This window comes from Streptomyces sp. NPDC049887 (assembly GCF_040656535.1).
In the GTDB taxonomy this organism is placed as follows: Bacteria; Actinomycetota; Actinomycetes; order Streptomycetales; family Streptomycetaceae; genus Streptomyces.
The window spans coordinates 143,559-168,428 of sequence record NZ_JBFAMM010000011.1 but is presented as its reverse complement, the minus strand read 5'-3'; the positions used below and the strand labels follow the sequence as shown (position 1 = coordinate 168,428).

Annotated in this window: 23 protein-coding genes and 1 tRNA gene; 10 read left to right on the top strand and 14 right to left on the bottom strand. The window is 72.2% G+C overall.

Translation table 11 applies throughout. The annotated features are described in order from the left end of the window. The first annotated feature begins 15 nt into the window (after nt 1–15). From AB0J10_RS16380 to AB0J10_RS16355, 6 genes are all read left to right on the top strand, one after another. Nucleotides 16–981 (top strand): ABC transporter ATP-binding protein, encoded by a 966-nt coding sequence (locus AB0J10_RS16380; RefSeq protein ID WP_363062112.1) that lies wholly within the window; start codon nt 16–18, stop codon nt 979–981. Then, nucleotides 978–1,889 carry an ABC transporter permease gene (locus AB0J10_RS16375; protein WP_363062017.1) on the top strand — a complete coding sequence of 304 codons (912 nt, stop codon included), beginning with the start codon at nt 978–980 and terminating at the stop codon, nt 1,887–1,889. Before AB0J10_RS16380 ends, AB0J10_RS16375 begins: the two co-directional genes overlap by 4 nt. 2 nt (nt 1,890–1,891) lie before the next feature. After that, nucleotides 1,892–2,803, top strand: a complete 912-nt coding sequence (locus tag AB0J10_RS16370; RefSeq protein ID WP_363062015.1) for an ABC transporter ATP-binding protein — start codon at nt 1,892–1,894, stop codon at nt 2,801–2,803. Nucleotides 2,804–2,817: 14 nt separating this feature from the next. Further along, a complete protein-coding gene (locus AB0J10_RS16365; protein ID WP_363062013.1) occupies nt 2,818–3,537 on the top strand; it encodes an ABC transporter permease subunit in 720 nt (239 codons plus the stop codon). A gap of 319 nt (nt 3,538–3,856) precedes the next feature. Next, a complete protein-coding gene (locus tag AB0J10_RS16360; protein WP_363062110.1) occupies nt 3,857–4,063 on the top strand; it encodes a hypothetical protein in 207 nt (68 codons plus the stop codon). Nucleotides 4,064–4,327: 264 nt separating this feature from the next. Then, nucleotides 4,328–4,416: transfer RNA gene (locus AB0J10_RS16355), tRNA-Ser, on the top strand. A 161-nt stretch (nt 4,417–4,577) separates the two neighbouring features. Here the strand turns inward: AB0J10_RS16355 and AB0J10_RS16350 are convergent. The 9 genes from AB0J10_RS16350 to AB0J10_RS16310 all read right to left on the bottom strand — a co-directional run bounded on the left by AB0J10_RS16350 (nt 4,578) and on the right by AB0J10_RS16310 (nt 14,422). After that, the gene (locus AB0J10_RS16350; protein ID WP_363062012.1) at nt 4,578–5,381 is read right to left on the bottom strand and encodes an HAD family hydrolase; all 804 of its coding nucleotides are present in this window, start codon (nt 5,379–5,381) and stop codon (nt 4,578–4,580) included. Then, entirely contained in the window at nt 5,378–6,655 is a 1,278-nt protein-coding gene (gene serS, locus AB0J10_RS16345; RefSeq protein WP_363062010.1) for a serine--tRNA ligase, read from the bottom strand. Before serS ends, AB0J10_RS16350 begins: the two co-directional genes overlap by 4 nt. A gap of 572 nt (nt 6,656–7,227) precedes the next feature. Then, entirely contained in the window at nt 7,228–8,169 is a 942-nt protein-coding gene (pheA, locus tag AB0J10_RS16340; RefSeq protein ID WP_363062008.1) for a prephenate dehydratase, read from the bottom strand. Nucleotides 8,170–8,209: 40 nt separating this feature from the next. Next, nucleotides 8,210–9,460, bottom strand: coding sequence for an iron uptake transporter deferrochelatase/peroxidase subunit (gene efeB, locus AB0J10_RS16335; protein WP_363062006.1), 1,251 nt, complete (start codon nt 9,458–9,460; stop codon nt 8,210–8,212). Nucleotides 9,461–9,493: 33 nt separating this feature from the next. Beyond that, nucleotides 9,494–11,530, bottom strand: a complete 2,037-nt coding sequence (locus AB0J10_RS16330) for a copper resistance protein CopC (protein WP_363062004.1) — start codon at nt 11,528–11,530, stop codon at nt 9,494–9,496. 47 nt (nt 11,531–11,577) lie between these two features. Continuing rightward, nucleotides 11,578–12,027 (bottom strand): copper chaperone PCu(A)C, encoded by a 450-nt coding sequence (locus AB0J10_RS16325; RefSeq protein ID WP_363062002.1) that lies wholly within the window; start codon nt 12,025–12,027, stop codon nt 11,578–11,580. Then, nucleotides 12,024–12,680: an SCO family protein gene (locus tag AB0J10_RS16320; RefSeq protein WP_363062000.1), complete on the bottom strand. Its 657-nt coding sequence runs from the start codon at nt 12,678–12,680 to the stop codon at nt 12,024–12,026. The genes AB0J10_RS16325 and AB0J10_RS16320 overlap by 4 nt, the downstream gene beginning before the upstream one ends. Before the next feature lie 36 nt (nt 12,681–12,716). Further along, on the bottom strand, nt 12,717–13,463 hold the full coding sequence (locus AB0J10_RS16315) for a YcnI family protein (protein ID WP_363061998.1): 747 nt from the start codon (nt 13,461–13,463) through the stop codon (nt 12,717–12,719). Nucleotides 13,464–13,582: 119 nt separating this feature from the next. Continuing rightward, nucleotides 13,583–14,422, bottom strand: coding sequence for a hypothetical protein (locus tag AB0J10_RS16310; protein WP_363061996.1), 840 nt, complete (start codon nt 14,420–14,422; stop codon nt 13,583–13,585). A gap of 214 nt (nt 14,423–14,636) precedes the next feature. Between AB0J10_RS16310 and AB0J10_RS16305 the strand changes: the two genes are divergently transcribed. Next, nucleotides 14,637–15,080 carry an ATP-binding protein gene (locus tag AB0J10_RS16305; RefSeq protein ID WP_363061994.1) on the top strand — a complete coding sequence of 148 codons (444 nt, stop codon included), beginning with the start codon at nt 14,637–14,639 and terminating at the stop codon, nt 15,078–15,080. A 74-nt stretch (nt 15,081–15,154) separates the two neighbouring features. Here the strand turns inward: AB0J10_RS16305 and AB0J10_RS16300 are convergent, their stop codons facing one another. Both AB0J10_RS16300 and AB0J10_RS16295 read right to left on the bottom strand, forming a co-directional pair. Then, nucleotides 15,155–16,645, bottom strand: coding sequence for an aminopeptidase P family protein (locus tag AB0J10_RS16300; RefSeq protein ID WP_363061992.1), 1,491 nt, complete (start codon nt 16,643–16,645; stop codon nt 15,155–15,157). Nucleotides 16,646–16,749: 104 nt separating this feature from the next. Then, a complete protein-coding gene (locus tag AB0J10_RS16295; protein ID WP_363061990.1) occupies nt 16,750–18,261 on the bottom strand; it encodes a PP2C family protein-serine/threonine phosphatase in 1,512 nt (503 codons plus the stop codon). Between the two features lie 453 nt (nt 18,262–18,714). Between AB0J10_RS16295 and AB0J10_RS16290 the strand changes: the two genes are divergently transcribed. After that, a complete protein-coding gene (locus AB0J10_RS16290) occupies nt 18,715–19,425 on the top strand; it encodes a bifunctional DNA primase/polymerase (RefSeq protein WP_363061988.1) in 711 nt (236 codons plus the stop codon). Between the two features lie 153 nt (nt 19,426–19,578). After that, nucleotides 19,579–20,133, top strand: a complete 555-nt coding sequence (locus tag AB0J10_RS16285; RefSeq protein ID WP_363061986.1) for a hypothetical protein — start codon at nt 19,579–19,581, stop codon at nt 20,131–20,133. Nucleotides 20,134–20,416: 283 nt separating this feature from the next. Here the strand turns inward: AB0J10_RS16285 and AB0J10_RS16280 are convergent, their stop codons facing one another. The 3 genes from AB0J10_RS16280 to AB0J10_RS16270 form a co-directional block, all read right to left on the bottom strand. Then, a complete protein-coding gene (locus tag AB0J10_RS16280; RefSeq protein ID WP_363061984.1) occupies nt 20,417–21,388 on the bottom strand; it encodes a DUF5926 family protein in 972 nt (323 codons plus the stop codon). Nucleotides 21,389–21,618: 230 nt separating this feature from the next. Then, a complete protein-coding gene (locus tag AB0J10_RS16275) occupies nt 21,619–22,221 on the bottom strand; it encodes an ATP-binding protein (RefSeq protein WP_363061982.1) in 603 nt (200 codons plus the stop codon). Nucleotides 22,222–22,316: 95 nt separating this feature from the next. Beyond that, nucleotides 22,317–23,108: a glycerophosphodiester phosphodiesterase gene (locus AB0J10_RS16270; RefSeq protein ID WP_363061980.1), complete on the bottom strand. Its 792-nt coding sequence runs from the start codon at nt 23,106–23,108 to the stop codon at nt 22,317–22,319. Nucleotides 23,109–23,366: 258 nt separating this feature from the next. Between AB0J10_RS16270 and AB0J10_RS16265 the strand changes: the two genes are divergently transcribed. Continuing rightward, the gene (locus AB0J10_RS16265) at nt 23,367–24,785 is read left to right on the top strand and encodes a trypsin-like peptidase domain-containing protein (RefSeq protein ID WP_363061978.1); all 1,419 of its coding nucleotides are present in this window, start codon (nt 23,367–23,369) and stop codon (nt 24,783–24,785) included. The last annotated feature ends 85 nt before the right edge of the window (nt 24,786–24,870 follow it).

Genomic DNA, 24,870 nt, shown 5'->3' with positions numbered 1-24,870 from the left:
CGTCGAAGCGTGACTGTGATCGTGACCGAAAGCCTGAGCAAGCGGTTCCCCCGGGTGACCGCGCTTGACCGGCTCTCCCTGGACATCGGGCCCGGTGTGACCGGACTCGTGGGCGCCAACGGGGCCGGCAAGTCCACACTGATCAAGATCCTGCTGGGTCTGTCCCCCGCCACGGAGGGCCGCGCCGAGGTGCTCGGCCTCGACGTCGCCACCTCCGGTGCCGCCATCCGTGAACGCGTCGGCTACATGCCCGAGCACGACTGCCTGCCGCCGGACGTCTCGGCCACCGAGTTCGTCGTGCACATGGCGCGCATGTCCGGACTCCCACCGACCGCGGCACGCGAGCGCACCGCGGACACCCTGCGCCACGTCGGCCTCTACGAGGAGCGCTACCGGCCGATCGGCGGCTACTCGACCGGCATGAAGCAGCGTGTGAAGCTCGCCCAGGCCCTGGTCCACGACCCGCGGTTGGTACTCCTGGACGAGCCGACCAACGGCCTCGACCCGGTGGGCCGGGACGAGATGCTCGGCCTGATCCGCCGCGTCCACACCGACTTCGGCATCTCGGTCCTGGTCACCTCGCACCTCCTCGGTGAGCTCGAGCGCACCTGCGACCACGTGGTGGTCGTCGACGGCGGCCGGCTGCTGCGCTCCAGCTCCACCAGCGACTTCACCAAGATCACGACGACCCTCGCGGTCGAGGTCACCGACTCCGACACCCACCCCGACGGGACCGCGGCGCTGCGCGAGGCGCTGGCGGCCGCCGGGGTCACCCTGCACTCCGGGGTCGAGGACGGACTGCCGGGCGCCGGACACATCCTTCTGCTGGAGGCCACCGGCGAGGAGACCTACGACACCGTCCGGGACACCGTCGCCGCCCTCGGCCTCGGCCTCGTACGGATGGAACAGCGCCGCCACCACATCGCGGAGGTCTTCCGCCCCGAGGCGGCGGCCCAGCCCATGGAGGTGCCGGCGCGATGAGCAACGGGACGACCCGCACGGGGACGGCGCTCACCGAGACCACCCGTATCCACAACATCGGGTACCGCAACTACGACGGCCCGCGGCTCGGCCGCGCCTACGCCCGCCGCTCGCTCTTCGCGCAGTCGCTGCGGGGGGCGTACGGGCTCGGTCGCTCGGCCCGGTCGAAGGTGCTGCCGATGATCCTCTTCGCGGTGATGTGCGTGCCCGCGGCGATCGTGGTCGCCGTGGCGGTGACCACGAAGATGAAGGAACTGCCGCTCGACTACACCCGCTACGCGATCGTCACACAGGCGGTCATCGCCCTCTTCCTCGCCGCTCAGGCCCCGCAGTCCGTGTCGCGGGACCTGCGCTTCAAGACCGTGCCGCTGTACTTCTCGCGGCCCATCGAACGCGTCGACTACGTCCTCGCCAAGTTCGGCGCGATGGCCTCGGCGCTCTTCGTCCTCACCGCCGCGCCCCTCCTGATCCTCTACCTCGGCTCGCTGCTGGCGAAGATGGACTTCGCCGGCCAGACGAAGGGCTTCGCACAGGGACTGGTCTCCGTGGCGCTCCTCTCGCTCCTCTTCGGCGGTCTCGGCCTCGTCATGGCCGCGCTCACCCCGCGTCGCGGCTTCGGCGTCGCGGCGGTCATCGCCACGCTCACCATCACCTACGGGGCGGTGTCCACGGTCCAGGCCATCGCCTACGAGACCGGGTCCGAAGGCGTGGTGGAGTGGCTCGGGCTCTTCTCGCCCGTCACTCTCATCGACGGTGTGCAGACCGCGTTCCTCGGCGCGTCCTCCTCCTTCCCCGGCGGACAGGGGCCAGGCACGGGCACCGGAGTGGTCTATCTGCTGGCCGTCCTCGCGCTCATCGCCGGTTCGTACGGCGTCCTGATGCGCCGCTACCGAAAGGTCGGGCTCTGATCATGACCACTGTCCACATCGACCACGCCTCGCGCTGGTTCGGCAACGTGGTGGCCGTCAACGACGTGACCATGACCATCGGGCCCGGTGTCACCGGACTCCTCGGCCCCAACGGGGCCGGCAAGTCCACGCTCATCAACATGATGGGCGGCTTCCTCGCCCCCTCGACGGGCACCGTCACCCTCGACGGCGAAACGATCTGGCGCAACGAGTCGGTCTACCGGCAGATCGGCGTCGTGCCCGAGCGGGAGGCGATGTACGACTTCCTCACGGGACGGGAGTTCGTCCTCGCCAACGCCGAACTGCACGGCCTCGGGGCCGAGGAGGCCCGGCGCGCCCTGGCCACGGTGGAGATGGAGCCCGCGCAGGACCGCAAGATCGCCACGTACAGCAAGGGCATGCGCCAGCGGGTCAAGATGGCGTCCGCCCTGGTGCACGAGCCGAGCGTGCTGCTCCTCGACGAGCCGTTCAACGGGATGGACCCGCGCCAGCGGATGCAGCTCATGGACCTGCTCCGGCGCATGGGGGGCGAGGGACGCACGGTCCTGTTCTCCTCCCACATCCTTGAGGAGGTCGAGCAACTCGCCTCCCACATCGAGGTGATCGTGGCGGGACGGCACGCGGCGAGCGGTGACTTCCGCAGGATCCGCCGGCTGATGACGGACCGGCCGCACCGCTATCTGGTGCGGTCCAGCGACGACCGGGCGCTCGCCGCCGCGCTGATCGCGGACCCGTCGACCGCCGGCATCGAAGTGGACGTCCAGGAAGGCGCGTTGCGCATCCAGGCGGTCGACTTCGGGCGCTTCACCGAGCTCCTGCCGAGGGTGGCCCGTGAGCACTCCATCCGGCTGCTCACGGTCTCGCCTTCCGACGAGTCCCTCGAATCGGTCTTCTCCTACCTCGTAGCGGCCTGAAAGGAGCCAACGACATGTACAACCCGACAGTCGCCCGGCTCACCTACCGGGCCCTCCTCGGCAGGCGCCGCGCGGCGATCCTCTTCGTCCTCCCGGCCCTGCTGCTGCTCATCGCCGCGGCGGTACGGGCGTTCAACGGCGTCGACGACCAGGTCGCCTCCGACGTGCTGGGCGGATTCGCCCTCGCCACGATGGTGCCGCTGATCGGCGTGATCGCCGGAACGGGCGCGATCGGGCCCGAGATCGACGACGGCTCGATCGTCTACCTGCTGGCCAAGCCGGTGAAGCGGCCGACCATCATCGTCACCAAGCTGGTCGTGGCGATCGCCGTGACCATGGTGTTCTCCGCGGTCCCCACGTTCGTCGCGGGATACATCCTCAACGGCAACGGACAGCAGATCGCCGTGGCCTACACGGTCGCGGCGCTGGTCGCGTCGATCGCGTACGCCGCGCTGTTCCTGCTGCTCGGCACGGTCAGCCGGCACGCGGTCGTGATCGGTCTGGTCTACGCGCTGGTGTGGGAGACGCTCTTCGGCAGCCTGGTGCCCGGGGCGCGGACGCTCAGCGTGCAGCAGTGGTCGCTGGCCCTGGCCGAACGGATCGGCGGGGAAGGGATGATCACCTCCGATGTGGGCCTGCCGCTCGCGACGGCGCTGCTCGTCGGGGTCACGCTGCTGGCGACGGGCTACGCCGGGCAGAAGCTGAGGGCGCTGACGCTGGCCGGGGACGAGTAGCCAGGCACCGCGCGGGACCGCCCCGGGGGGCTCCTCCCCGGGGCGTTCCCGTCCTCACACGGGCCCGACGGGGCGGCGGGGACACTGGGGGTGAGAGGAGACGGTCATGCCGGAGGAGCCGAAGCCCCGACCGGGACCGGACCCGGAGGAGCACGGAGCGGGACCGGGCCCGGTGTCCGGCGCGCCCCGCAACGGCCCCGGCGGGGCACTTCCGGGCCCGGCCGACGAGGGCGGAGGTGCGGGCGGTCGTCCGCGGGGTGGCGCCGGCGGCGGAGCCTCCGGTACCGGCGGGGCTGCTCGGGGAGATGCCTGGGACGAGGTGGTTCTCGACGAGGACTTCGTGCGTGCCGCCGGGACCTCCGAGCCGTCGGCCCGTGCGCGGATGCTCACCGCCCGCTGGCGCGGCTCCGCGCCGGAACCGCAGCCCTGGCGCTCGGACGGGCCGCCTGCGGGCTGGTTCTGGAGCCGGGCCCGAGCGCGGCGCCGCGGTGGCCGGCGCTGGTGGCGCTGGTGGCGCCGGTCCTGAGGCGGTCCGTACGGATATTCGGTGGCACCGGACGGTTCGTACCGGGCAGAGTGGTCGATGCCGCCGCCGGACGGGCGGCGGGGACACGGGTGCACGATGTCCGAGACCGGGGAGGGGCGCGGCGATGACCGAGAGTACGAGTCCGTCGAGCTCCCTGCAGGGCAGCGCACGGCAGGCTTCGGAGTAGTCATCGGACTCCGTGGAGCCGCCGGAAGACTGCCCGGGCGGCCGCTTCGAGCGCGCATCCGCGCGGGCCGCCCTCCCGGAGGATTGGCCGAGTGGTAAGGCACCGGCTTGCTAAGCCGTGGTCGGGGTCGACCCCCGCGCGCGTTCGATCCGCGCATCCTCCGCCATGCGTACACGTGTACGGACGGGTCAGCCGCATTCCGTGATGGGCCACGGACCCGGAGCTCCGACGTCGCGTACCCCGCACCGGGCGGTGACGTCCCGGTGCGGGCGCCGTTCCGCACGGTCCGGCGGTCCGCACGCCGGGCCGGCCCTGGGACGTGAGCGCTCAACGCCCCAGCAGTTCCTCCAGCACCAGAGCGATGCCGTCGTGCTCGTTCGACGCCGTGATCTCGTGTGCCACGGCCTTCAGTTCGTCGTGGGCGTTGGCCATCGCGACACCGTGCGCGGCCCAGCCGAACATGGGGATGTCGTTGGGCATGTCGCCGAAGGCGATCGTCCGGGTGGGCTTCACGCCCAGCCGGCGGGCGGCCAGCGACAGGCCGGTGGCCTTGCTCAGGCCGAGGGGGAGGATCTCGACGATGCCCTCGCCGGCCATCACCACGTCCACCAGACCGCCGACCGTCGACCGCGCGACGCGGGTCAGCTCGTCGTCGCCGAGGGCCGGATGCTGGATGTAGAGCTTGTTCAGCGGAGCCGCCCACAGCTCGGCCGGGTCGTCGAAGACCACGACCGGGAGCGGACCCTCCTGGACCCGGTAGCCGGGGCTGACGACCACCTTCCCGTCCAGGCCGTCGCGGCTCGCGGCCAGGGCGAGCGGGCCGACCTCCGCTTCCAGCTTGGCGAGGGCGAGGCCGGCCAGCCGGCGGTCCAGCGTCACCGAGGTGAGCAGTCTGTTCTCACCCGCGTGGTACACCTGTGCGCCCTGTCCGCAGACCGCGAGGCCCCGGTAGCCCAGGTCGTCGAGGATGTGCCGGGTCCAGGGGACGGCCCGTCCCGTGACGACGATGTGGGCGGCGCCCGCCGCCGTGGCGGCGGCGAGCGCGTCACGCGTGCGCTGCGAGACGGTCTCGTCGGAGCGCAGCAGAGTCCCGTCGAGGTCCGTGGCGATCAGGCGGTACGGAAAACTCACTTGGCGACCGGCTCCAGGACCTCACGGCCGCCGAGGTAGGGCCGCAGGACCTGCGGCACCCGCACAGAGCCGTCGGCCAGCTGGTGGTTCTCCAGGATCGCGACGATGGTGCGCGGCACGGCACACAGCGTGCCGTTCAGCGTCGCGAGCGGCTTGACCTGCTTGCCGTCGCGCATGCGGACCGACAGCCGGCGGGCCTGGAAACCGTCGCAGTTCGACGCCGACGTGAGCTCGCGGTACTTCCCCTGGGTCGGGATCCACGCCTCGCAGTCGTACTTGCGGGAAGCCGAGGCCCCGAGGTCGCCGGTGGCCACGTCGATCACCTGGAACGGCAGCTCCAGACCGGTCAGCCACTGCTTCTCCCACTCCAGGAGCCGCTTGTGCTCGTTCTCGGCGTCGTCCGGGTGGACGTAGGAGAACATCTCGACCTTGTCGAACTGGTGGACGCGGAAGATGCCGCGGGTGTCCTTGCCGTAGGTGCCGGCCTCGCGGCGGAAGCACGGCGAGAAGCCCGCGTACCGCAGCGGCAGCTTGTCGGCGTCGAGGATCTCGTCCATGTGGTATGCCGCGAGCGGGACCTCGGACGTGCCTACGAGATAGAAGTCGTCCTTCTCCAGGTGGTAGACGTTCTCGGCGGCCTGGCCGAGGAAGCCCGTGCCCTCCATGGCGCGCGGGCGGACCAGTGCCGGGGTCAGCATCGGCGTGAAGCCGGCTTCGGTGGCCTGCGCCATGGCCGCGTTGACGAGAGCGAGCTCCAGCAGGGCGCCCACGCCCGTCAGGTAGTAGAACCGGGAGCCGGACACCTTCGCGCCGCGCTCGACGTCGATGGCGCCCAGTGCCTCGCCGAGCTCCAGGTGGTCCTTGGGCTCGAAGCCCTCGGCGCCGAAGTCGCGGACGGTGCCGTGCGTCTCCAGGACGACGAAGTCCTCCTCGCCGCCGACCGGGACGTCCGGGTGGACCAGGTTGCCCAGCCCGAGCAGCAGCCGGCGGGTCTCTTCCTCGGCCTCGTTCTGCTCGGCCTCGGCGGCCTTGACGTCGGACTTGAGCTGCTCGGCCTTCTTCAGCAGCTCGGCCCGCTCGTCCGGGGACGCCTTGGGGATGAGCTTGCCGAGCGACTTCTGCTCGGAGCGGAGTTCGTCGAAGCGGACGCCGGACGACCTGCGCCGCTCATCGGCGGAGAGCAGGGCGTCGACGAGTTCGACGTCCTCTCCACGGGCGCGCTGGGAGGCGCGAACACGGTCGGGGTCCTCACGGAGCAGGCGAAGGTCAATCACCCCACCAGGCTACCGGTGCGTGCTCCCGGCACCCCAGTTGATATTGGTTGCGTGTCAGTTTGACCGAATTGCCGGAATTGAGGAAAGGGTCGGTGAATCCCGCGCATGGCCCGCGGGCGACTCGGCGCCGGCTGCCGAAAAGGGGTGAACGCCGCTCCGTCGCGGCTCCGGTCCGCCGTGGGCCCTGGGACTCCGGGCCGTTGTCCACAGGAGAGTGAGGGGCGTGCGAGTTATCCACAGGCTGTGGGAGGGGTCTGTGGATTACGGAATTGATCATTCCGAAAGTCGGCGGAAGGGTCGGGGATTGCCTCTCCAAACATGGCTCACGCACTCGTTCGAGTGGGAATTCCCCGCACTTCTTCGCTCCAAAGAGTTGATCAAAGGAATTGAGCTGACATGCGCTTTTGATGTGCACTGTGGAAGCAACCGGGGCGAGTGAGGTGATTTGTCGACTGTGTCGGATTGTGTTGTCGACTTGTCCCCAGATCGAGAAGCCGCCCTGTGGATAACTCTGTGGGCAACCGGGAGGGGCGAGGAGGGCCGGGTGGCGGCGGGGCTCGGTGAACCCCTGGTTACGCGCGCCCGTCCTGACAGCGCGCCAGCCACTCCGCCGCGTCCACGAACTCCGCGTCCGAGGTCCCCGGACGCAGTGTGCGCCCACCCCGCGCCGGAGCCGTCACCCCCGCCCGCGGGTAGGACCCGAGGAACCGCACCTTCGGGCAGATGCGCTTCAGGCCCATCAGCGCCTCCCCCACCCGCCGGTCCGAGACGTGGCCCTCCGCGTCGATCGCGAAGCAGTAGTTCCCGATGCCCGCGCCCGTGGGCCGCGACTGGAGCAGCATCAGATTGACGCCGCGCACCGCGAATTCCTGGAGGAGCTCCAGCAGCGCGCCCGGGTGGTCGTCCCGCTGCCAGATCACCACCGACGTCTTGTCCGCGCCGGTCGGGGCCGCGGGCCGCGCCGGACGGCCCACCAGGACGAAGCGCGTCTCCGCGTTCTGCGCGTCGTGGATCTCGGTGACCAGCGCCTCGAGCCCGTAGGTCGCCGCCGCGAACTCACCCGCGAAGGCCGCGTCGAAGCGGCCCTCCTGCACCAGCCGCGCACCGTCCGCGTTCGACGCCGCCGACTCCCACACCGCGTCCGGGAGGTGGGATCGCAGCCAGTTCCGCACCTGCGGCTGGGCGACCGGGTGGCCGGTCACCGTCTTCACGTCGGACAGCCTCGTCCCCGGCCGCACCAGCAGCGCGAAGGAGATCGGCAGCAGCACCTCGCGGTAGATCATCAGCGGCTCGCCGGAGGCCAGCTCGTCGACGGTCGCGGTGACACCGCCCTCCACCGAGTTCTCGATCGGTACCAGCGCGGCGGCGGCCTCACCGCTGCGCACGGCGTCCAGGGCGGCCGGCACGGACACCATCGGGACGAGTTCGCGGGTTGCGGCCTCCGGGAGGGTGCGCAGGGCGGCCTCGGTGAAGGTGCCCTCGGGGCCGAGGTACGTGTAGCGCGTGGCGGACATACCCGTCACCCTAGTGCGCCCCGCACTCCTGCGGCTCGCCTCATGACTCCAGCAGCCGGCTGCCGACGTACCCGCCCTCGTCCGCGCCGCCCGGGACGGCGAAGAGGCCGCTCGCCTCGTGCCGGACGAAGCGGGACAGCGCGTCGCCGCGGTCCAGCTTCCGCTGGACCGGAACGAAGCCCCGCAGGGGGTCGGCCTGCCAGCAGACGAAGAGCAGACCCGCGTCGGGAGTGCCGTCCGCCGCCGTGCCGTCGTGGTACGAGAACGGCCGGCGCAGCATCGCCGCGCCCGCGTTCTGCTCCGGTGCGGAGATCCGGGCGTGGGCGTCGGCCGGGATGACCAGGGAACCGTCCGGACCGGTCTTGTCGAGATCGAGCTCGGTCGCCTCACCGCCGCCGGTCAGCGGGGCACCGTCGGACTTGCGGCGGCCGATCACCAGCTCCTGGGCCTTCAGGTCCAGCTTCTCCCAGTCGTCGAGCAGCATCCGGATGCGGCGGACGACGGCGTACGAGCCGCCCGCCATCCAGGCCGGCTGCTCCGGCGAGTCCGACCCGGACCCGGGGGCCGGGACGAACACACGGCGGTCGAAGTCGGGGTCGGACGGCTTGGGGTTGCGGGTGCCGTCGATCTGGCCCATGAGGTTGCGGCTGGTCATCGGCCGGGACGTGATGCCCGGCGACCGGTTGAAGCCGTTCATCTGCCAGCGAGTCCGCGCCGCCCCGCCCGCCGACTTCTGGACGGCGCGCAGCGCGTGGAAGGCGACCAGTGCGTCGTTGGCGCCGATCTGCACCCAGAGGTCGCCCTCCGAACGGCGCGGATCCAGCCGGTCGCCGGAGAACGCGGGCAGCGGGTCGAGCTGGACGGGCCGCTGCGCGGTCAGACCCGTGCGGTCGAAGAAGGTCCGGCCGAAGCCGAAGGTGACCGTGAGGGAGGAGGGGCCCGCGTCCAGGGCGACGCCGGTGTCGTCGTCGGCGGGCTCGCCCGCCGTCAGCCGGGCGGCGGTGGCCGACCAGCGGCGCATCAGTGCGGCCGCCTCCTTCCGGCCCGCCCCCGGCGTCAGGTCGAAGGCGACGAGATGGCCGTGGGACTGCATCGGTGTGGTGATGCCCGCCTGGTGCTCGCCATGGAACGCCTCGCCGGTGGAACCGACGGTCGCCAGGGCGGTCGCGGGGTCCACGGCGACCGCCGCGTACCCGGCTGCGCCGCCCGCCGCGCCGAGGACCAGTCCGGTCGCTCCGGCGGCGCCGACCGTGCCGAGCAGTCTGCGCCGCGAGATCTCGTTGTCGCTCATGCCTTTCCCACTGTGCCTCGTCGGCCGACCACGTCAGCCGATCCTCACGTTCTTCTCGACGGTCGTCTGGTCGATGTCCGACGTCCGTACGGTGATCCGTACCTGCCACTCGCCCGGCAGCGGGATCTGGATGTTGCTCGCGCTCCACCGGCCGGCCGCGACCCGTTCCGGGACCAGCGGCAGCGGACCGATCTTCTCCGCGGTCAGGGTGAAGGAGACCTTGACCTCGGGAGCGTCCAGGGGCTGTCGGCCCGGGCCCGTGGTCCACAGACGCAGTTCGTTGGCGCCCGAGCGGCCGGGGCTGATGGTGAGCCGGACCGTTCCCTTGCCGTTCGCGCCGCCGGTGTCGAAGGGCAGGGTGACGTCGACGGGCCTGGCCGGCGCGGCCTCGGAGGCCCCGCCGCCCGCCCGCGCCGCCTGTTCCTCCGTACGGCCGGGCTCGGTGGACGTCAGGACCGTCGTCACGGCGAGCAGGACGACGGCGACGCCGGCCTCCGCGAGGACCGAACGGCGCAGTCCGGAGCGTTCCGGGTCGGCGTCCCTCAGGCGCTTGCGTGCGGCCGCCGCCACGGCGGCGTCCTGCCGGGCGAGTTGGGCGGCGCGCACGGGGTCGTCGGACGCCGGCGGTGCCGTGCCCGCGGCGCGGGCCCCGTCGTCCTCCTCGGTGGAGGCGTCCGTCTTCCCGTCCGTGTCCTTCTCCCCGTCCGTGTCCTTCTTCCCGTCCGGGTCCGTCGGCGTACGTTCCGGCAGCCGCGCCGTCCAGCGCCGCGAGATCCAGGCGATCCCGACCAGCAGCGCGACCAGCCCGATCTTCACCAGCAGCAGCCGCCCGTAGGAGGTGCCGGTCAGGGCCGACCACGAGCCGACCTGCCGCCAGGACTGGTAGAGCCCGGTCGCGGCGAGGACGACGACGGACCAGAACGCCACCCGGGAGAAGCGGCGGACGGCCGCCCGCTCGACGGAGGGCGCCCGGTGGAGCGCCACGAGCAGGGTGGCCAGGCCGCCGAGCCACGCGGCGACGGCCAGCAGGTGAAGTACGTCGACGGGCATGGCGAGACCGGCCTGGACACCGGTCGAGGCGTGCTCGGACAGCGCCCAGGTGGCGGCGATCCCGGCCGCGACGACCGTGCCGCCGACGGCCAGACCGAAGGTGAGGTCCTGCTTCTCCCCGGCCCGCTCCCGGGCCGCTTCCGGGTCGCCCCCGGCGGCGTCCGCACCCGGGTCCGCGGTGCCCGCCGCCCCGGCCGCCGCGGTGCCCGCCGGTCCGGTGGCGCGCTTCGCGTACGCCCCGAACAGCACCGCGATGAACAGCGCCGCCGCGCCGAGCAGCAGCAGCCGTGAGACGAGCGCCGCTCCGGTCTTGGTCGCGAGGACCGCCTGCAGTCCGGCGAGGTCGAAGGCGTCGCCGAGTTCGCCCGAGCCGGTGTAGGGATTGCGCAGCATCAGCATCGCGAGGGTGGCGGCGGTGAGCGTGACCCAGCCGTACGCCACGAGCCGCTGCACCGGCCGGACGACCGCCCCGCGCGGCCAGCAGGCCAGCACGAACGCGGCAGCGCCGACCATGACGGTGAACCCGGCGTACGACGCGTACCGCGCGATGCCGTAGAGCGTGCCGACGAGCCCGCCGCCCGCCTCCTGCTTCGGCAGTTCGACGGCGGTCCTCGAGGGCGCCCCGACCGAGAAGGTGAACGCGCCCGCGATCGGGTGGCTGTCGGCGGAGACGGCCTGCCAGGCGACCGTGTACGTGCCGTCCGGCAGGCCGGAGTGCAGGGCCACCCCGTACCTGACGACATCCCCGGTGCCGAGGTTCTTCACCTCGCCGGTGTCGATGCGTTTGCTCCTGGGGTCGAGCACGCGGATCGAGTCGTTCCCCAGGGCGACCTGCTCGGAGAAGGTGAGCGTGACGTCCCTGGGGGCGACGGCCAGCACCGCCCCGTCCTTCGGATTGCTCCCGGTCAGGGCGGCGTGCGCGTTCGCCGTGCCGGTGAGCACGGTGCCGAGCAGCGCCGCGGTGATCAGCAGCAGCCGCAGCAGAGTCGCCGTGCCGAGGCGCGGGGCGGTGGTGGTCATCGTGTGTCGTCAGTCCCCTCGAATGGCCGAGAGCCTCTTCACGGGGCTCAGTGCTGCTTCGGGTTGTGGGTCCGCTCCTCGACGGGGAGCTCGACCTTGATCGGTTCCGACTTCTCGAAGTGCAGCTCGACGTCGATCGTGTCGCCCTGCTGCGGCTGCTTCTTGATGTCCATGAACATCAGGTGGTCGCCGCCGCGTTCCAGCCGCAGCTCCCCATTGGGGGGTACGTCGAGCGACGTCACCTGCCGCATCCTGAGGTCCTTCGTCTCGTGGATCTGGACGTCGTCCGAGAGGCTGCTGGTGACGGAGGTCAGCCTGTCCGCGGTGCCGCCACTGTTGGTGACGGTGAGGAAGCCGCCCGCCATGTCGCCGACGGGCTGCGGCATGAACGCCCCGTCGACCGTCAGCTCGGGTGCGGACGAGGAACAGCCCGCCAGCACCGGGCCGGCGGAGAGGGCCAGTGCCGTGGCGAGGGCGGCCACCGTGCGGCGGGTCACGGGTTCTCCCCCTCGACGAGCTTGGGGAGGTCCTTGGCGAAGTCCTCGGGGGTGGTGTCCTCGCCGTACAGGACATAGCCCAGGTCGGTCTTCGGGGAGAACGCCACGACCTGCGTCCCGTGCATGGACACGACCTTGCCGTTCTTGTCCTTCGTGGAGGGCTCGACGCCGCTGCCCAGTTGGCGCGCCCCGGCCTGGATGGTCGGGAAGTCGCCGGTGAGTCCGACGAAGGACGGGTCGCCCGCGGCGGGGAGCCACTTGGCCAGTTCGGCCGCCGTGTCCCGCTCGGGGTCGGTGGTGACGAAGACGACCTGGAGCCTGTCCTGGTCGGCCTTGGGCAGCTGCTTCCTGGCGACGGCGATGTTGCTCATCGTCAGCGGGCAGACGTCGGGGCAGTGGGTGTAGCCGAAGTAGATCAGGGTCGGCTTGCCCTTGGTCCGCTCGCGGAGGTCGTACGGCTTGCCCGTGGTGTCCGTGAGGACGAGGTCCGGCTTCTCGAAGGGCCGGTCGAGGACGGTCGCGGCCTTGCCCTTCGGCTGGGCGGAGACCTCGGCGACGGAGCCGTCCGCGTTGTCGGACCCCCCGTCGCAGGCGGAGAGGGAGAGTGCGGCCGCCACCGCCAGGGCGGCGGCCGTCACGATCTTGTTGCGCATGGAGAGATGTCCCGGAAGTGAAGTGTGTGACGTCGGTCAGGCGGTGCGACGGCGGCCGGCCAGCACGCCGAAGGCCACGCCACCGGCACCCACGAGGATGCCGACGACGGCGAGGACCCGCGCCGTGGTGTCGGTGGAGCTCGCCGTGGTCCCGCCCTCGCCGTCCGTGTGATCCGCGGCGTGGGCGGCGCTCTTGCCGTCAGCCGCGTTCTTGCCGCTCGCGCCGCCGCCGTGGTGGTCGCCGGTCGCCGCGGACAGGGCGAGCACGGGCGCGGGGTGCTCCGGCTCGGCCGCGCCCTCCTGCGGCTCCTCGATCCAGCGCACGACCTCCTTGTTGTCGTACGTCTGGAGCGCCTTGAAGACGAGCTTGTCGGCGTCCTCCGGCAGCCGGCCGAGGGACACCGGGAACTGCTGGAACTCACCGGGGCCGATCTTGCCGCCGGCCGCCGTCCAGGTGATCTTCGAGACGGCCTCGGTGATCTGCTTGCCGTGCACGCTCAGCGGCTCGGCCAGCTTCGTCCTGGTGACCTCGGCCTTCCAGCCCGGGACGGGCTGCGGCATCACGGACGAGAGCGGGTGGTCGGCGGGGACGGTGACCTCGAGCTTCACCGTCGAGGCGTTGTCGCGCTCGTTCGGGACCTTGAAGTTGACCGTGGCGTAGCCGCCCTTCGCGGCCTCGCCCTGGGGCTGCACGCTGACGTGCGCGAGAGCGGGGCCGCAGAGCAGCAGCACGGAGGAGGCGGCGACGCCGCCGGCCACGGCGAGGCGAGAGATCTTGTTCATGGCAGGAACACTCCATGTGAGCAGGGAAGGTGATCGGTCCGCGCGCGGGTGCGCGGGAGCGCCGCGGCACCGACCACCCGGGACACCCGTTTCGGGTACGTCGTCGGGTGGCGCCGCGTTCAGGCTGCGAGAACGCAGCCTGCGGGGACGCGGCACGCGGGCGGGCCGCGCCTGATCACGATGTGCTGGAGCGCGGCCGCCACGGGCGGCGCGGGGTCACCGGAAACCGCCCCGGCGGGTCCGGGACGGGTTCCCGGTGCCGCCGGCAGCCCGGCGAGCAACTCGCGTACGAGGACGAGCGCGGCGCGCAGGGCGCGCACGAGCGCCCCTTCGGCCACCACCTCGCCGGCGCCCTGGGCACCCTGCGCGGAGAGTTCGGCCAGCCGGAACAGTGCCAGGTCGCCGCGGCGCAGCAGCCAGCCGGTGACGAGCGCCGCCAGCAGATGGCCGAGCACCATGGGCAGGCTCGGGAGCAGCCCGGCGGGCTCGAGGGCCGGGTTCGGGGCTGCGTGCCCGGCGTGGGCGGCCCGCGCCGCGGCCGCCGGGTCGATGCCCGCGCCGGCGACGATCCGGTGGGCGTCGGCCGGGCTGAGCGCGTTGCCGCCGGCCCCGCACACGAGTTTGGCCGCCATCCGGATCAGGGCGTCGTCGGCGCTCGGTGACACGGTGAGCGGGCGCTGGCCCAGCCCGAAGAGTGTGTGCAGGCCGAGCTGCCCGACCGCCAGGGCGCCGACGACCGCGGAGAGCGAGCGTGCACGGCCGGCGAACGGCACCACCACCGCGAACACCGCGAGGAAACCGGCGAGGAGCGTCCACCGGGGGACGGTCGCGCAGGCTGCCAGGACATGCCCCAGCGCGGACAGCACGAGGCAGACCGCGGCGAACACCGCGGCCCTCAGCAGCCGCGGTCCGGCCGCGACCGGCGCGTCGCCGGGCGGGACCGGCGGGTGGGCAGACATGGCCGGGACATCATCGCACTGCGCCTTCCGGACCCGTGCGGCAGGTCCGGAAGGTCACGTTTCAGGCCCACTCGCCCGCCTGGCGTGGGCATACACCGGCATGGCCGATCGGCGCATCCGCCGAATGAGGGCAATCACGTCAACTCAACGCTTACGAGCGCGATGACGCGGCAATACGTAACCGTATGTCGAGCCGCAGCCAGGAGGCTGGAGCATGAGCATCTGGTGGTCTCTCCATTTGCGGCGCGAGGCTGCGAGCGTGCCGCTCGCTCGACGTCTTCTGCTCGGTGCCATGGAGACCGCGGGCGTCGACCCCGACATCTCCTTCGACCTCTCCGTCGCGCTGAGCGAGGCGTGCGCGAACGCCGTCGAGCACGGTGGCTCCGGCGCTCCCGGATCCTCTGCGGACGGGTACCGCGTGACGGCGTACCTGGACGGCGAGAAGTGCCGTATCGAAGTGGCGGACGGAGGACCGGGGTTCCCGGACTGCGCCCATGTCACCGGCACCGGGCCCGCCGCCGAGAGCGGCCGCGGCCTCTGCCTCATCGAGCAGCTCGCCGACCACGTCCACCTGCGGAACCGGCCCGGCCGGGGCGCGGTGGTGAGCTTCGACAAAGTGCTGAAATGGCGGGACGGCGCCCTGCTCGGAGCGGTCTGAGCGGAGGCGCCGTCCTGGTGCGGCGGCCGGTCCCTCCGCACGGGCCGTCGCGGCCCGCACGGACGGTGCGGGGATCAGCCCCTGAGCCGGGCCATCCACGCCTCGACCTCGTCCGCCTGTCGAGGCAGCGCCGCCGAGAGGTTCCGGTTGCCGTCCTCGGTGACGAGGATGTCGTCCTCGATCCGGACGCCGATGCCGCGGTACTCCTCGGGCACGGTCAGGTCGTCGGCCTGGAAGTACAGGCCGGGCTCGACGGTCAGGCACATGCCGGGCTCCAGCGTGCCCGCGACGTAGGTCTCGCGGCGCGCGGCCGCGCAGTCGTGGACGTCCATACCGAGCATGTGGCCGGTGCCGTGCAGCGTCCAGCGGCGCTGGAGACCGAGTTCGAGCACCTTCTCGACGTCGAGGTCGCCGAGCAGACCCCACTCCACGAGCCGGGTGGCCAGGACCCGCTGGGCCGCGTCGTGGAAGTCGCGGTAGGGGGCGCCGGGCTTCACCGCGGCGATGCCGGCCTCCTGTGCCTCGTACACGGCGTCGTAGATCCTGCGCTGCAGCTCGGTGAAGCGGCCGTTGATCGGCAGGGTGCGGGTCACGTCGGCGGTGTAGAGCTCGGTGGTCTCCACGCCGGCGTCCAGGAGCAGCAGCTCGCCGGAGCGGACCGCACCGTCGTTGCGGACCCAGTGCAGGGTGGTGGCGTGCGGGCCGGCCGCGCAGATCGAGCCGTAGCCGACGTCGTTGCCGTCGACCCGGGCGCGAAGGAAGAACGTTCCCTCGATGTAGCGCTCGCTGGTGGCCTCGGCCCGGTCCAGGACCCTGACGACGTCCTCGAAGCCGCGGGCCGTGGCGTCGCAGGCCCGCTGCAGCTCGGCGATCTCGAACTCGTCCTTGACCAGGCGGGCCTCGGAGAGGAAGACGCGCAGTTCCTCGTCGCGCTCGGCGGTGACCTTGTCGGTCAGGGCGGACTCGACGCCTGCGTCGTGGCCGCGGACGACGCGGACCGGGCCGGTCGCCTCGCGCAGCTTCTGCGGCAGCTCGCGCACGTCCTCGGCCGCGATGCCCAGCAGCTGTCCCGCCTCGGCCAGGGAGTGGCGGCGGCCGACCCACAGCTCGCCCTGGCCGTCGAGCCAGAACTCGCCGTTCTCCCGGTTGGAGCGCGGCAGCAGGTGGACGGTCGCCTCGTGGCCGTCGGCGGTGGGCTCCAGCACCAGGACGCCGTCGTGGCTCTGGTCGCCGGTGAGGTGGGCGTACTCGGTGGCGGCCCGGAAGGAGTACTCGGTGTCGTTGGAGCGGGTCCTCAGGTTGCCCGCCGGGATCACCAGCCGCTCGCCCGGGAAGCGGGCGGAGAGGGCGGCGCGGCGGCGCTCGGTGTGCGCGGCCTGCGCGACGGGCTCCAGGCCGTGCAGCTCGGTGTCGGCCCAGCCCGACTTCATGTTCTCCGCGAGCTCGTCGGAGACCTCCGGGTAGAGGCCGTTCTTGCGCTGCTTGATCGGCTCCTCGGTCCCTTCCGCCTCGGCGGTGCGGTCGGACTCGTTCTCCGGGGTCTCCGGGGTGAGCTCCTCTGCCACGGGTCTGCCTCCTAGTCGGTACGACGCTGAACCCCCACCCATCGTACGGTCGTACCGCGGCGGTGCCGGAAGCCTTGCGGCCCCAGGCCCGCGTCACCGGAGCGTCACTCGAAGCGGGCGGCCAGCATCACCACGTCCTCGCCGTCCGCGCCGGCGTCGATTCCGCCGGGCAGCACCGTGCGCAGCACGTGGTCGGCGACCGCACCCGGGTCGTGGCGCACGGCCTTGGGCACGCTCGCCGCCGCGGTGTGCAGCCGGGTGAAGGCCCGGTCCATCGGGTCGCCGGTGCGCCGGAGCAGACCGTCGGTGTAGAGCAGCACCGTTTCTCCGGGTGCGGGGGAGAACTCCACGCTGGGCGCCTCCCAGCAGGCGAGCATCCCCAGCGGCGCCGACAGCGAGGTCTCGACGAACTCGGTGCGGTGCTGCCCGACGATCAGCGGCGGGGTGTGCCCGGCCCCGGCCAGCACGATCTTGCTGCCCGTGCCCTCGGCATGGAGTGCCGTCGCGGGTTCGCAGTACGCGAAGAGCGCGGTCGCCGAGCGGGCCGGTTCGGTGAGCCTCAGCAACAGCTCCAGGTCCGAGAGCACGGCGACGGGGTCCTCCCCCTCCATCACCGCGTACGCCCGCAGACTGGCCCGGAGCCTGCCCATGGCGGCCAGCGCGCTCGGTCCCGAACCGGAGACCGAACCGACGGCGAGACCCAGGGCGCCCTCGGGCAGCGGCAGCGCGTCGTACCACTCGCCGCCGCCGCGCGGTCCGGTGAGGTGGCGGGCCGCGAGCCGTACCCCGGGGATCCGGGGCAGCCTGCTGGGCAGCAGCTCGTCGGCGATGGTGGCCATCTGCCGGCGGGCCCGCTCCAGCTCCAGCAGCCGGGCGAGGTGCTCGGTGGCGTATCGCCCGTAGAGGCCGACGAGGTGGCGCTGACGGTCCACGGGTTCGGCGGGCTCGTCGTAGAACCAGACGGCGACGCCAAGCCTCCCGGCCTCCTCCGTGGCGAGCGGCAGGGCGTAGCTCGCGGCGTAGCCGAGGCGGGCGGCGACCTCGCGGTGGCGCGGGTCCAGCGCCTCCTCGTGGAAGAGGTCCGCCTGGGCGACGGGGGAGGGGACGCCCGCCGTTCCCCCGTCGAGGATCCGGCCGTACCCGGTGGCGCTGCGGGGGACGGTCTCGATGTGGCCCAGGTCGGCGCGGGCGAGGCCGAGTCCGACGGTGCCGACGGGGCCGCGGCCGTCGGCCGGTTCGAGGACGGCCATGCCGCGGCGGGCACCGACCAGGGCGGCGCCCGCGCACAGGAGTTCGTCGAGCGCCTCGTCCAGCGTGCCGGTTCTGGCGAGCCGTTCGGTGAGTTCGTGGAGCGTGGTCAGGTCGGAGACCCAGCCGGCCAGCCGGTCCTGGATCACCGCGCCGGGCGCGGGATCCGGGGCGAGTGGTCCGGCAGTGTGCGCGGGGGCCGGAACCGCGGAGTCGATTCCAGCCACTTTCGGCAGGTGAGGGGCGCTCATGGCAGCCGGCCTTCCGGCTGGTGCGTTCTGCTCAATAGCATCGCAAACCCCCATGTCAATCTGCGCCGCTATCACTGCATCCACATCTACACGCAGACAAAGGGGGATGTCCAGCATTGTCCTGGTGGTATCGCTGGTGTCCGTGGGGTTGCTAACTTGGCTGAAAAATGCCCCCCATGAACGCGATTTGCTGTCGACTGAAGGCGTTCGACATGGGGATCCCACCCAGGGTGAAGTCCGAGGCGAAGCCCGCGGGGGGAGTCATCCCGGGTCTGATGGGTACGTAAACGGTGATGGCCAGGGGCAGTTGGGACCGCCCCGGAACCTGGCGGGGAGCCCGGGCGTCTTAACCGCCGTGGGTCGCCGCCCCGTCCCGAGTGGCGGTACGAGTACAGCGGGAGAGCAAGCGCCATGCGCGCGCCACCCCTCGCCACGCGTTTAATGGACAGAGCCCATGGGGTCGCCCCGTGCCTACGGCAAGGGCGGCGAGACGCCGCTTTGTACGCACAGTGAAGTTATGCACACATGGTGTGATGGACCTCGGCGTTCAACGGAAAGGAACGAGCGCTCATGCGCGAGATCCTCGGAAGGCGACGCAGGCTCCGGTTCCGGCGCAAGGGGAGGCCTGCTCCTCAGCTCGACGCGGCGCTGACCTGCGCCACCGCGTGGAAATGGCCCGTGCTGCCCGGCGTGGGACTCACGACCGCCGGCGGGCGGGCCGATCGCGTGCGCGGCTGCGCCTGCCCCGACCACGAGTGCGTCGTACCCGGCGCGCACCCCTTCGACCCCGGGCTCCTGGCGGCGACCACCGACGAGCGGATGGTGCGCTGGTGGTGGACCCAGCGGCCCACCGCCCCGATCGTGCTCGCCACGGGCGGCCACGCGCCGTGCGCGGTGAGCCTGCCGGCGGTCGCCGGGGCCCGGGCGCTCGCCGCGCTCGACCGCACGGGGATGAGACTCGGGCCGGTGGTCGCCACGCCGACCCGGTGGTCGCTGCTCGTCGCCCCGTACTCGATGGAGCAGCTGGGCGAACTGCTGTACGCCAAGGACCGGGTGCCGAGTTCGCTCCGCTTCCACGGCTCGGGCGGCTATCTGATGCTGCCGCCCTCGGAGACGGGCACGGGCCAGGTCCGCTGGGAGCGGGCCCCGCTGCCCGGCTCGGCCGCGCCCTGGCTGCCCGATGTGGAGGCGGTCGTGGACGCCCTCGTCGAGGCGAGCGTCAGCACCCCCTCGGGTGTGACGCCCCCGGAGAGCGGGGAAGGGTCCCGCCTCGCGTACTGAACGGCCGGCCCCTCCCGCGCCGGCGGCAGCCCCTCAGGCGGACCACCGGGGGCCCGGAGACTCACTCGTTCGGGTAGGAGCCGGGCCCCGCCACAAGGGAATTGGGGCGGACGCGGATCCGGGTGCCGCCGTCCGCCGATATCTTCGGCCCACATGAATCAGCGCCTGACCGGGCTCGCGCTCGCCGTCGTCTGTGTCGCACTGCTGCCGCTCGCCGCCTCCGCCGTGCCGGAAGGTGCGGAAGGGACGGAGAATGGCAAGAGGGCGGGGCGATCACCAAGTGTGGCCGGAATGCGTGCCCCGAACGGTCAGCGGCAGACGCCCGAAACGGTTCACGATGCCGTCGGCGCCCGACGCACAAGCGAACACTGCGGCCCCGAAGTGATCTCACCGCACGGCATCGAGGCACAGACATGCGTCCTGACCGACGGTCCGGACGCCTGGGCGCGAACGTACTACCGCAACGCGACGGGCGGAGGGATCACGCCCGTGCTGAGTCTGATGGGGCCGGAGGGAAGGACCGTACGGGCGCATTGCGCGCCCGAAGCGGGAGACGAGCCCGCAGTCTGCGAAACACCGCGTGAGAAGGCCCGGGGTGAAGCCGGCGGCTATTACGCGATCGCGGAGTTCGCACGTTCCGGAGAAGCCGGAGAAGGTCCGCTGTTGCTGCGTGCTGGGAGCAACTCACCGGTCTCCGACAGCAGTTGACACCGGGCGGGATCCCGGGTCATTGCGGGAAATAGAGACGCCCGGTCGCTGGCGACGGGGGATGCACCAGCGACCGGGCTTCCAGAACGGTAACAAGAGATCTGCTGTTCGCAAATTCGATCTCGGGTATTCGGACAGCGAATTACCGCCTCGTGGTGCCGGTTGTGACGGGGATCACTCCCCATGAGGCGGAGGGCGCCGCGCCACGGCGGGCGGCGGCCGGAGCCGCCGCCCCGTCACCAGCGTCGTCGGCAGGGCGCCAGGACGGCCCGTGACACCGCGGTCAGCTGAGCGTGACCTGGCGGTTGGTGAGACCGCTACGGGCCCGGCGCTCCTCGCCCGTGAGCGGGGAGTCCGTCGCGAGCGCCTTGGCGAGCCGCTCGGCGAACTCCGCCGCCGGCTTCTCGCACTGCCCGGCGCCCATGCCGAGGGGCAGGTCCCAGACCGGGACCACCAGGCCGTGCGCACGGAACGACCCGACGAGGCGGGTGCCTTCACCGAGGGTCGACGCGCCCGCGGCGTGCAGCCGGGCGAGTGCGTCCAGCAGGCGCTCCTCGGAATGCGGCATGACCCAGCGCAGATGGTTCTTCTCCGGGGTCTCGCACCAGTACGCGGCGTCCACGCCGGACAGCTTCGCGGTCGGGATCGCGGCCGCGTTGGCGCGCTCCAGCGACGCGGTCACCTCGGCGCTCGTCGTCTCCACCGACTCCGGGATCCAGAACTCGAAACCGCTGTGGACGACCGGTTCGAACGGGGCGTCCGCGTCGATGAGGTCCTGCAGTCGCGGGCCGTCGCCGGGAGCGCGCCGCGGGGGCACCGCGTTGCCGGGCTTCGTGGTCAGCGCGCGCTGCAGGGTGTCGGCGAGGTCGCGACTGAGGTCGCCGGACGGCGTGTCGTTCTGCAGGGCGAGCATGACGGAGCCGTCCTCGCGGCGCAGCGCGGGCCACGCCATGGGGAGGACGGTCGCGAGCGTCAGCGACGGGACGTCCTCGGGCAGCCCGTCCTTGAGGGTCAGGGCGACGGTGGCGGCGGGCACCAGCTCGCGGAGGGCGACCCAGTCGCCCTCGCCGGGGAGCCCCTCGAAGGGGCGCTGGACCAGCTCTGTCACGGCGTGTGCGGCGGCCCGCCCGTGGCAGGCCTTGTAGCGACGGCCTGAACCGCAGGGGCAGGGCTCGCGGGCGCCGACCACCGGGATCTCCCCGTCGGTGACCTGTGGCTTGGCGGCGGCCTTCGTCTGGGGGCGCTTCTTGGCCATGATGTGGCTTTCTCCCGATGACGGCGTGCTTGTCTCGGGCGCGAGCCTAGCCGTTGCGGTCGTGGCAGCGGTCACAGCGGCACTTCACGTCGCGTGCCCGGTCTCGCCAACCCGCCGGAACGGCGCTTTCCGGTCTGCTGCGGGCGGCCCGGGGTGGGCGGCGTCCGGTCCGTGGACTCGGGGGAGCGTCCGGATCGGCCTCGGGGAACGCTTCCGCTTCCTCCGGGAGCTCAGTCCACGTCGTCGTAGGCGTCCGCGAACTCGAAGCCGGGACCGGTGACGCGCGTAGCGAAATCGTCGCGGCGATGCCCCTCGGTGACGAGGACCCAGACGGTGACCTCGCCGGCCGCGCTGTCCCGTACTCCCCAGTCGCGGGCGAGCGCGCTGATGATGTTGAGCCCCCGGCCGCCGTGCGCCGTGACCGAGGGGGTCGACGGAACCGGGCGGGTGGGACCGCCCCCGTCCGTGACCTCGACGGTCAGCCCGCCCGACGGGTCGAGACGCCATGCGGCGCGGATGTCGCCGTCGCCGATCTCCGCGTGCTGCCCGAGCGGTCTGCCGTGTCGGCAGGCATTGCTCAGCAGTTCGGAAAGGATCAGAACGGCATCGTCGACGACCGATTCGGGCACCCCGCTGAGCCGCAGTTGCTCACGCATCCGATGCCTCGCCTCACCCACGCCCGCAGGGCCATGGGGTACGGCCATGCTCGACGACGTGGGCACCTCCTGTGCCACCACCAACGCCACCCCCGAGACCTCCTTCGCCCCACGCCACGGTGTGGATGCCCCAATGGCCTGGACCGGAAACCGGCCAATCCGCGTCTGGTGACGCACTCGTCACGTTCGCATACGGATCGAACGCGCCGGAGCACCCCCCGTAGCGGTCCGGTCGCAGCGCGGCAGCCTCCGCCACGGTCGGTGGGGCCCGCTCAGAGGCGGCCCAGCTGGGAGAGGACCTGCTTCGGGCGGTTGGTGATGATCGCCTCCACACCGAGTCCGACGCAGAGGTCGACGTCGGCCGGCTCGTTCACCGTCCAGACGTGCACCTGGTGACCGGCCGCGTGCAGCCGGTCCACGTAGGCGGGGTGATTGCGCACGAGCCGGATCCCCGGGCCCGCGATCCGGGCACCGGCCGGCAGTCGCGCCTCGCGCGCACGCAGCGGGAGGAACTGCATCAGGTACACAATCGGGATGCCCGGGGCCGCGTCCGCGATCCGGTGCAGCGAGCGGGCCGAGAAGCTCATGACGCGCACCGGGGACTCGTCGGGTGCCGCCGGGGCGTCCAGACCGAACCGCTTCAGCAGCCGGACCAGCCGCTCCTCCACCTGTCCGGCCCAGCGGGTCGGGTGCTTGGTCTCGATGGCGAGCTCGATCCGCCGGCCGGCGTCCGTCACCAGTTCGAGCAGCCGCTCCAGGGTCAGCACGGAGGTGAAACCGGGGTCCTTCCAGTCGGGGCTCTCCTCGCTGTCCTTCCAGGAGCCGAAGTCGAGGGCGGCGAGGTCCGCGAGTTCCAGCGCGGAGACCGCGCCCCGGCCGTTGGAGGTGCGGTTCACCCGGCGGTCGTGGACGCAGACCAGGTGCCCGTCCGCAGTGAGGCGCACATCGCACTCGAGCGCGTCGGCCCCGTCCTCCACGGCTCTCACATAGGCGGCCAGCGTGTGTTCGGGGGCGTCCTCCGAGGCGCCTCGGTGGGCGACGACCTGGATCCGGTGTTGGGTCACCGCGTCATGGTGTCATCCGCCGGACAGCGGAGGCCCCGGCCCCCGTCCGCGATGCCCGGGACGGGGGAGGCGGAGGGGCGGAGGAATGCAGGGGCGGAGGGGCGGAGAGACGGAAGGACGGAGGGCGCACGGACGCACGGACGCACAGGTCCTGCTTACAGTGGCCTGACAGGCCATGGGAAAAGCTGTCTGCAGCGCATCGGTGCGGTGCCGCGTCACCGCGGACCGCCGAATCGTGGAATCGAGGAAGAGGAAGCTGTGAGCACCGAGAACGAGGGCACCCCGGCACACGCGGGCCCGTCCGTACCTCCTGTGCCGGCGGCTGCTCCCGAAAGCGCTGCCGCGCACGCGCCCGCCGGCGCGGACGCCCCGACGCAGCCCGGCCGCACGGTGCCCCCCGAGCCCCAGGTCCCGCCCACCGCTCATGGGTCCGCACCCGGCGACCACTCCCCCGCCGCCACGGCCACCCACCCGCAGGGCGGCTGGCCGCCGCCCCCGCCACCCGTATCCGCCTGGGGCGAGCCCGCGCCCGTTCCGCACGGGCCGCGCAGGCGCGGGTCCGGCGGGATCATCGCGTCCGTCCTCGTCGCCGCGCTCGTCGCCGGTGGTGTGGGCGGCGGGATCGGCTACTGGGCCGCCGAGCGCAACGACGGCGGGGCCTCGACGACCGTGGCCGCCGGTGACGCCCCGGCGGGCTTCAAGCGCGACCCCGGCACGGTCGCCGCCGTGGCGGGCAAGGCGCTGCCCAGCGTCGTCACGATCGAGGCGAAGTCCGGTAGCAGCCAGGGCGAGGCCGGCACGGGCACCGGCTTCGTGTACGACAAGGAAGGCCACATCCTCACGAACAACCACGTGGTGGCCTCCGCGGCCGACGGTGGCACGCTCTCGGCGACCTTCTCCGACGGCAAGGAGTACGACGCCGAGGTCGTCGGCCGGGCCCAGGGCTACGACGTGGCCGTGCTGAAGCTGCGGAACGCGCCCGCCGGGCTCGACCCGCTGCCGCTGGGCAACTCCGACCAGGTCGCGGTCGGCGACTCGACCATCGCGATCGGCGCGCCCTTCGGCCTGTCCCACACGGTCACGACGGGCATCATCAGCGCCAAGAACCGGCCGGTGGCCTCGGGCGACGGCTCCGGCGGCAAGAACTCGTACATGAGCGCGCTGCAGACCGACGCCTCGATCAACCCCGGCAACTCCGGCGGTCCGCTCCTCGACGCGCGCGGCGCGGTGATCGGCATCAACTCCGCGATCCAGTCCGCGGGCGGCGGCAACGGCTTCGGCCAGCAGTCCCAGGCCGGTTCCATCGGCCTCGGTTTCGCCATCCCCGTCAACCAGGCGAAGAACGTGGCCGACCAGCTCATCAAGACGGGCAAGCCCGTCTACCCCGTCATCGGGGCCACGGTGAACATGACGGACAGGGGCAACGGCGCGACGATCGCCCAGGAGGGCGCTGGCGGCACGGCGGCCGTCACCCCGAACGGCCCGGCGGCCAAGGCGGGGCTCAGGCCCGGCGACGTGATCACCAAGTTCGCGGGAAAGCCGGTGGACAGCGGTCCTGGTCTCATCAGCGAGATCTGGACCCACAAGCCCGGTGACCAGGTCCGGATCACCTATGAGCGGGACGGACGGGAGATCACGGCCACCGTCACGCTGGGGCAGCGCGAGGGCGACGGCTGACCTGGGGTGGCTGCCGGCCGGTGACGTGAGGAAGGGACTGCCGGACTCGGCAGTCCCTTCGTCGTGCGGGCTCCCCCGCTGGTCT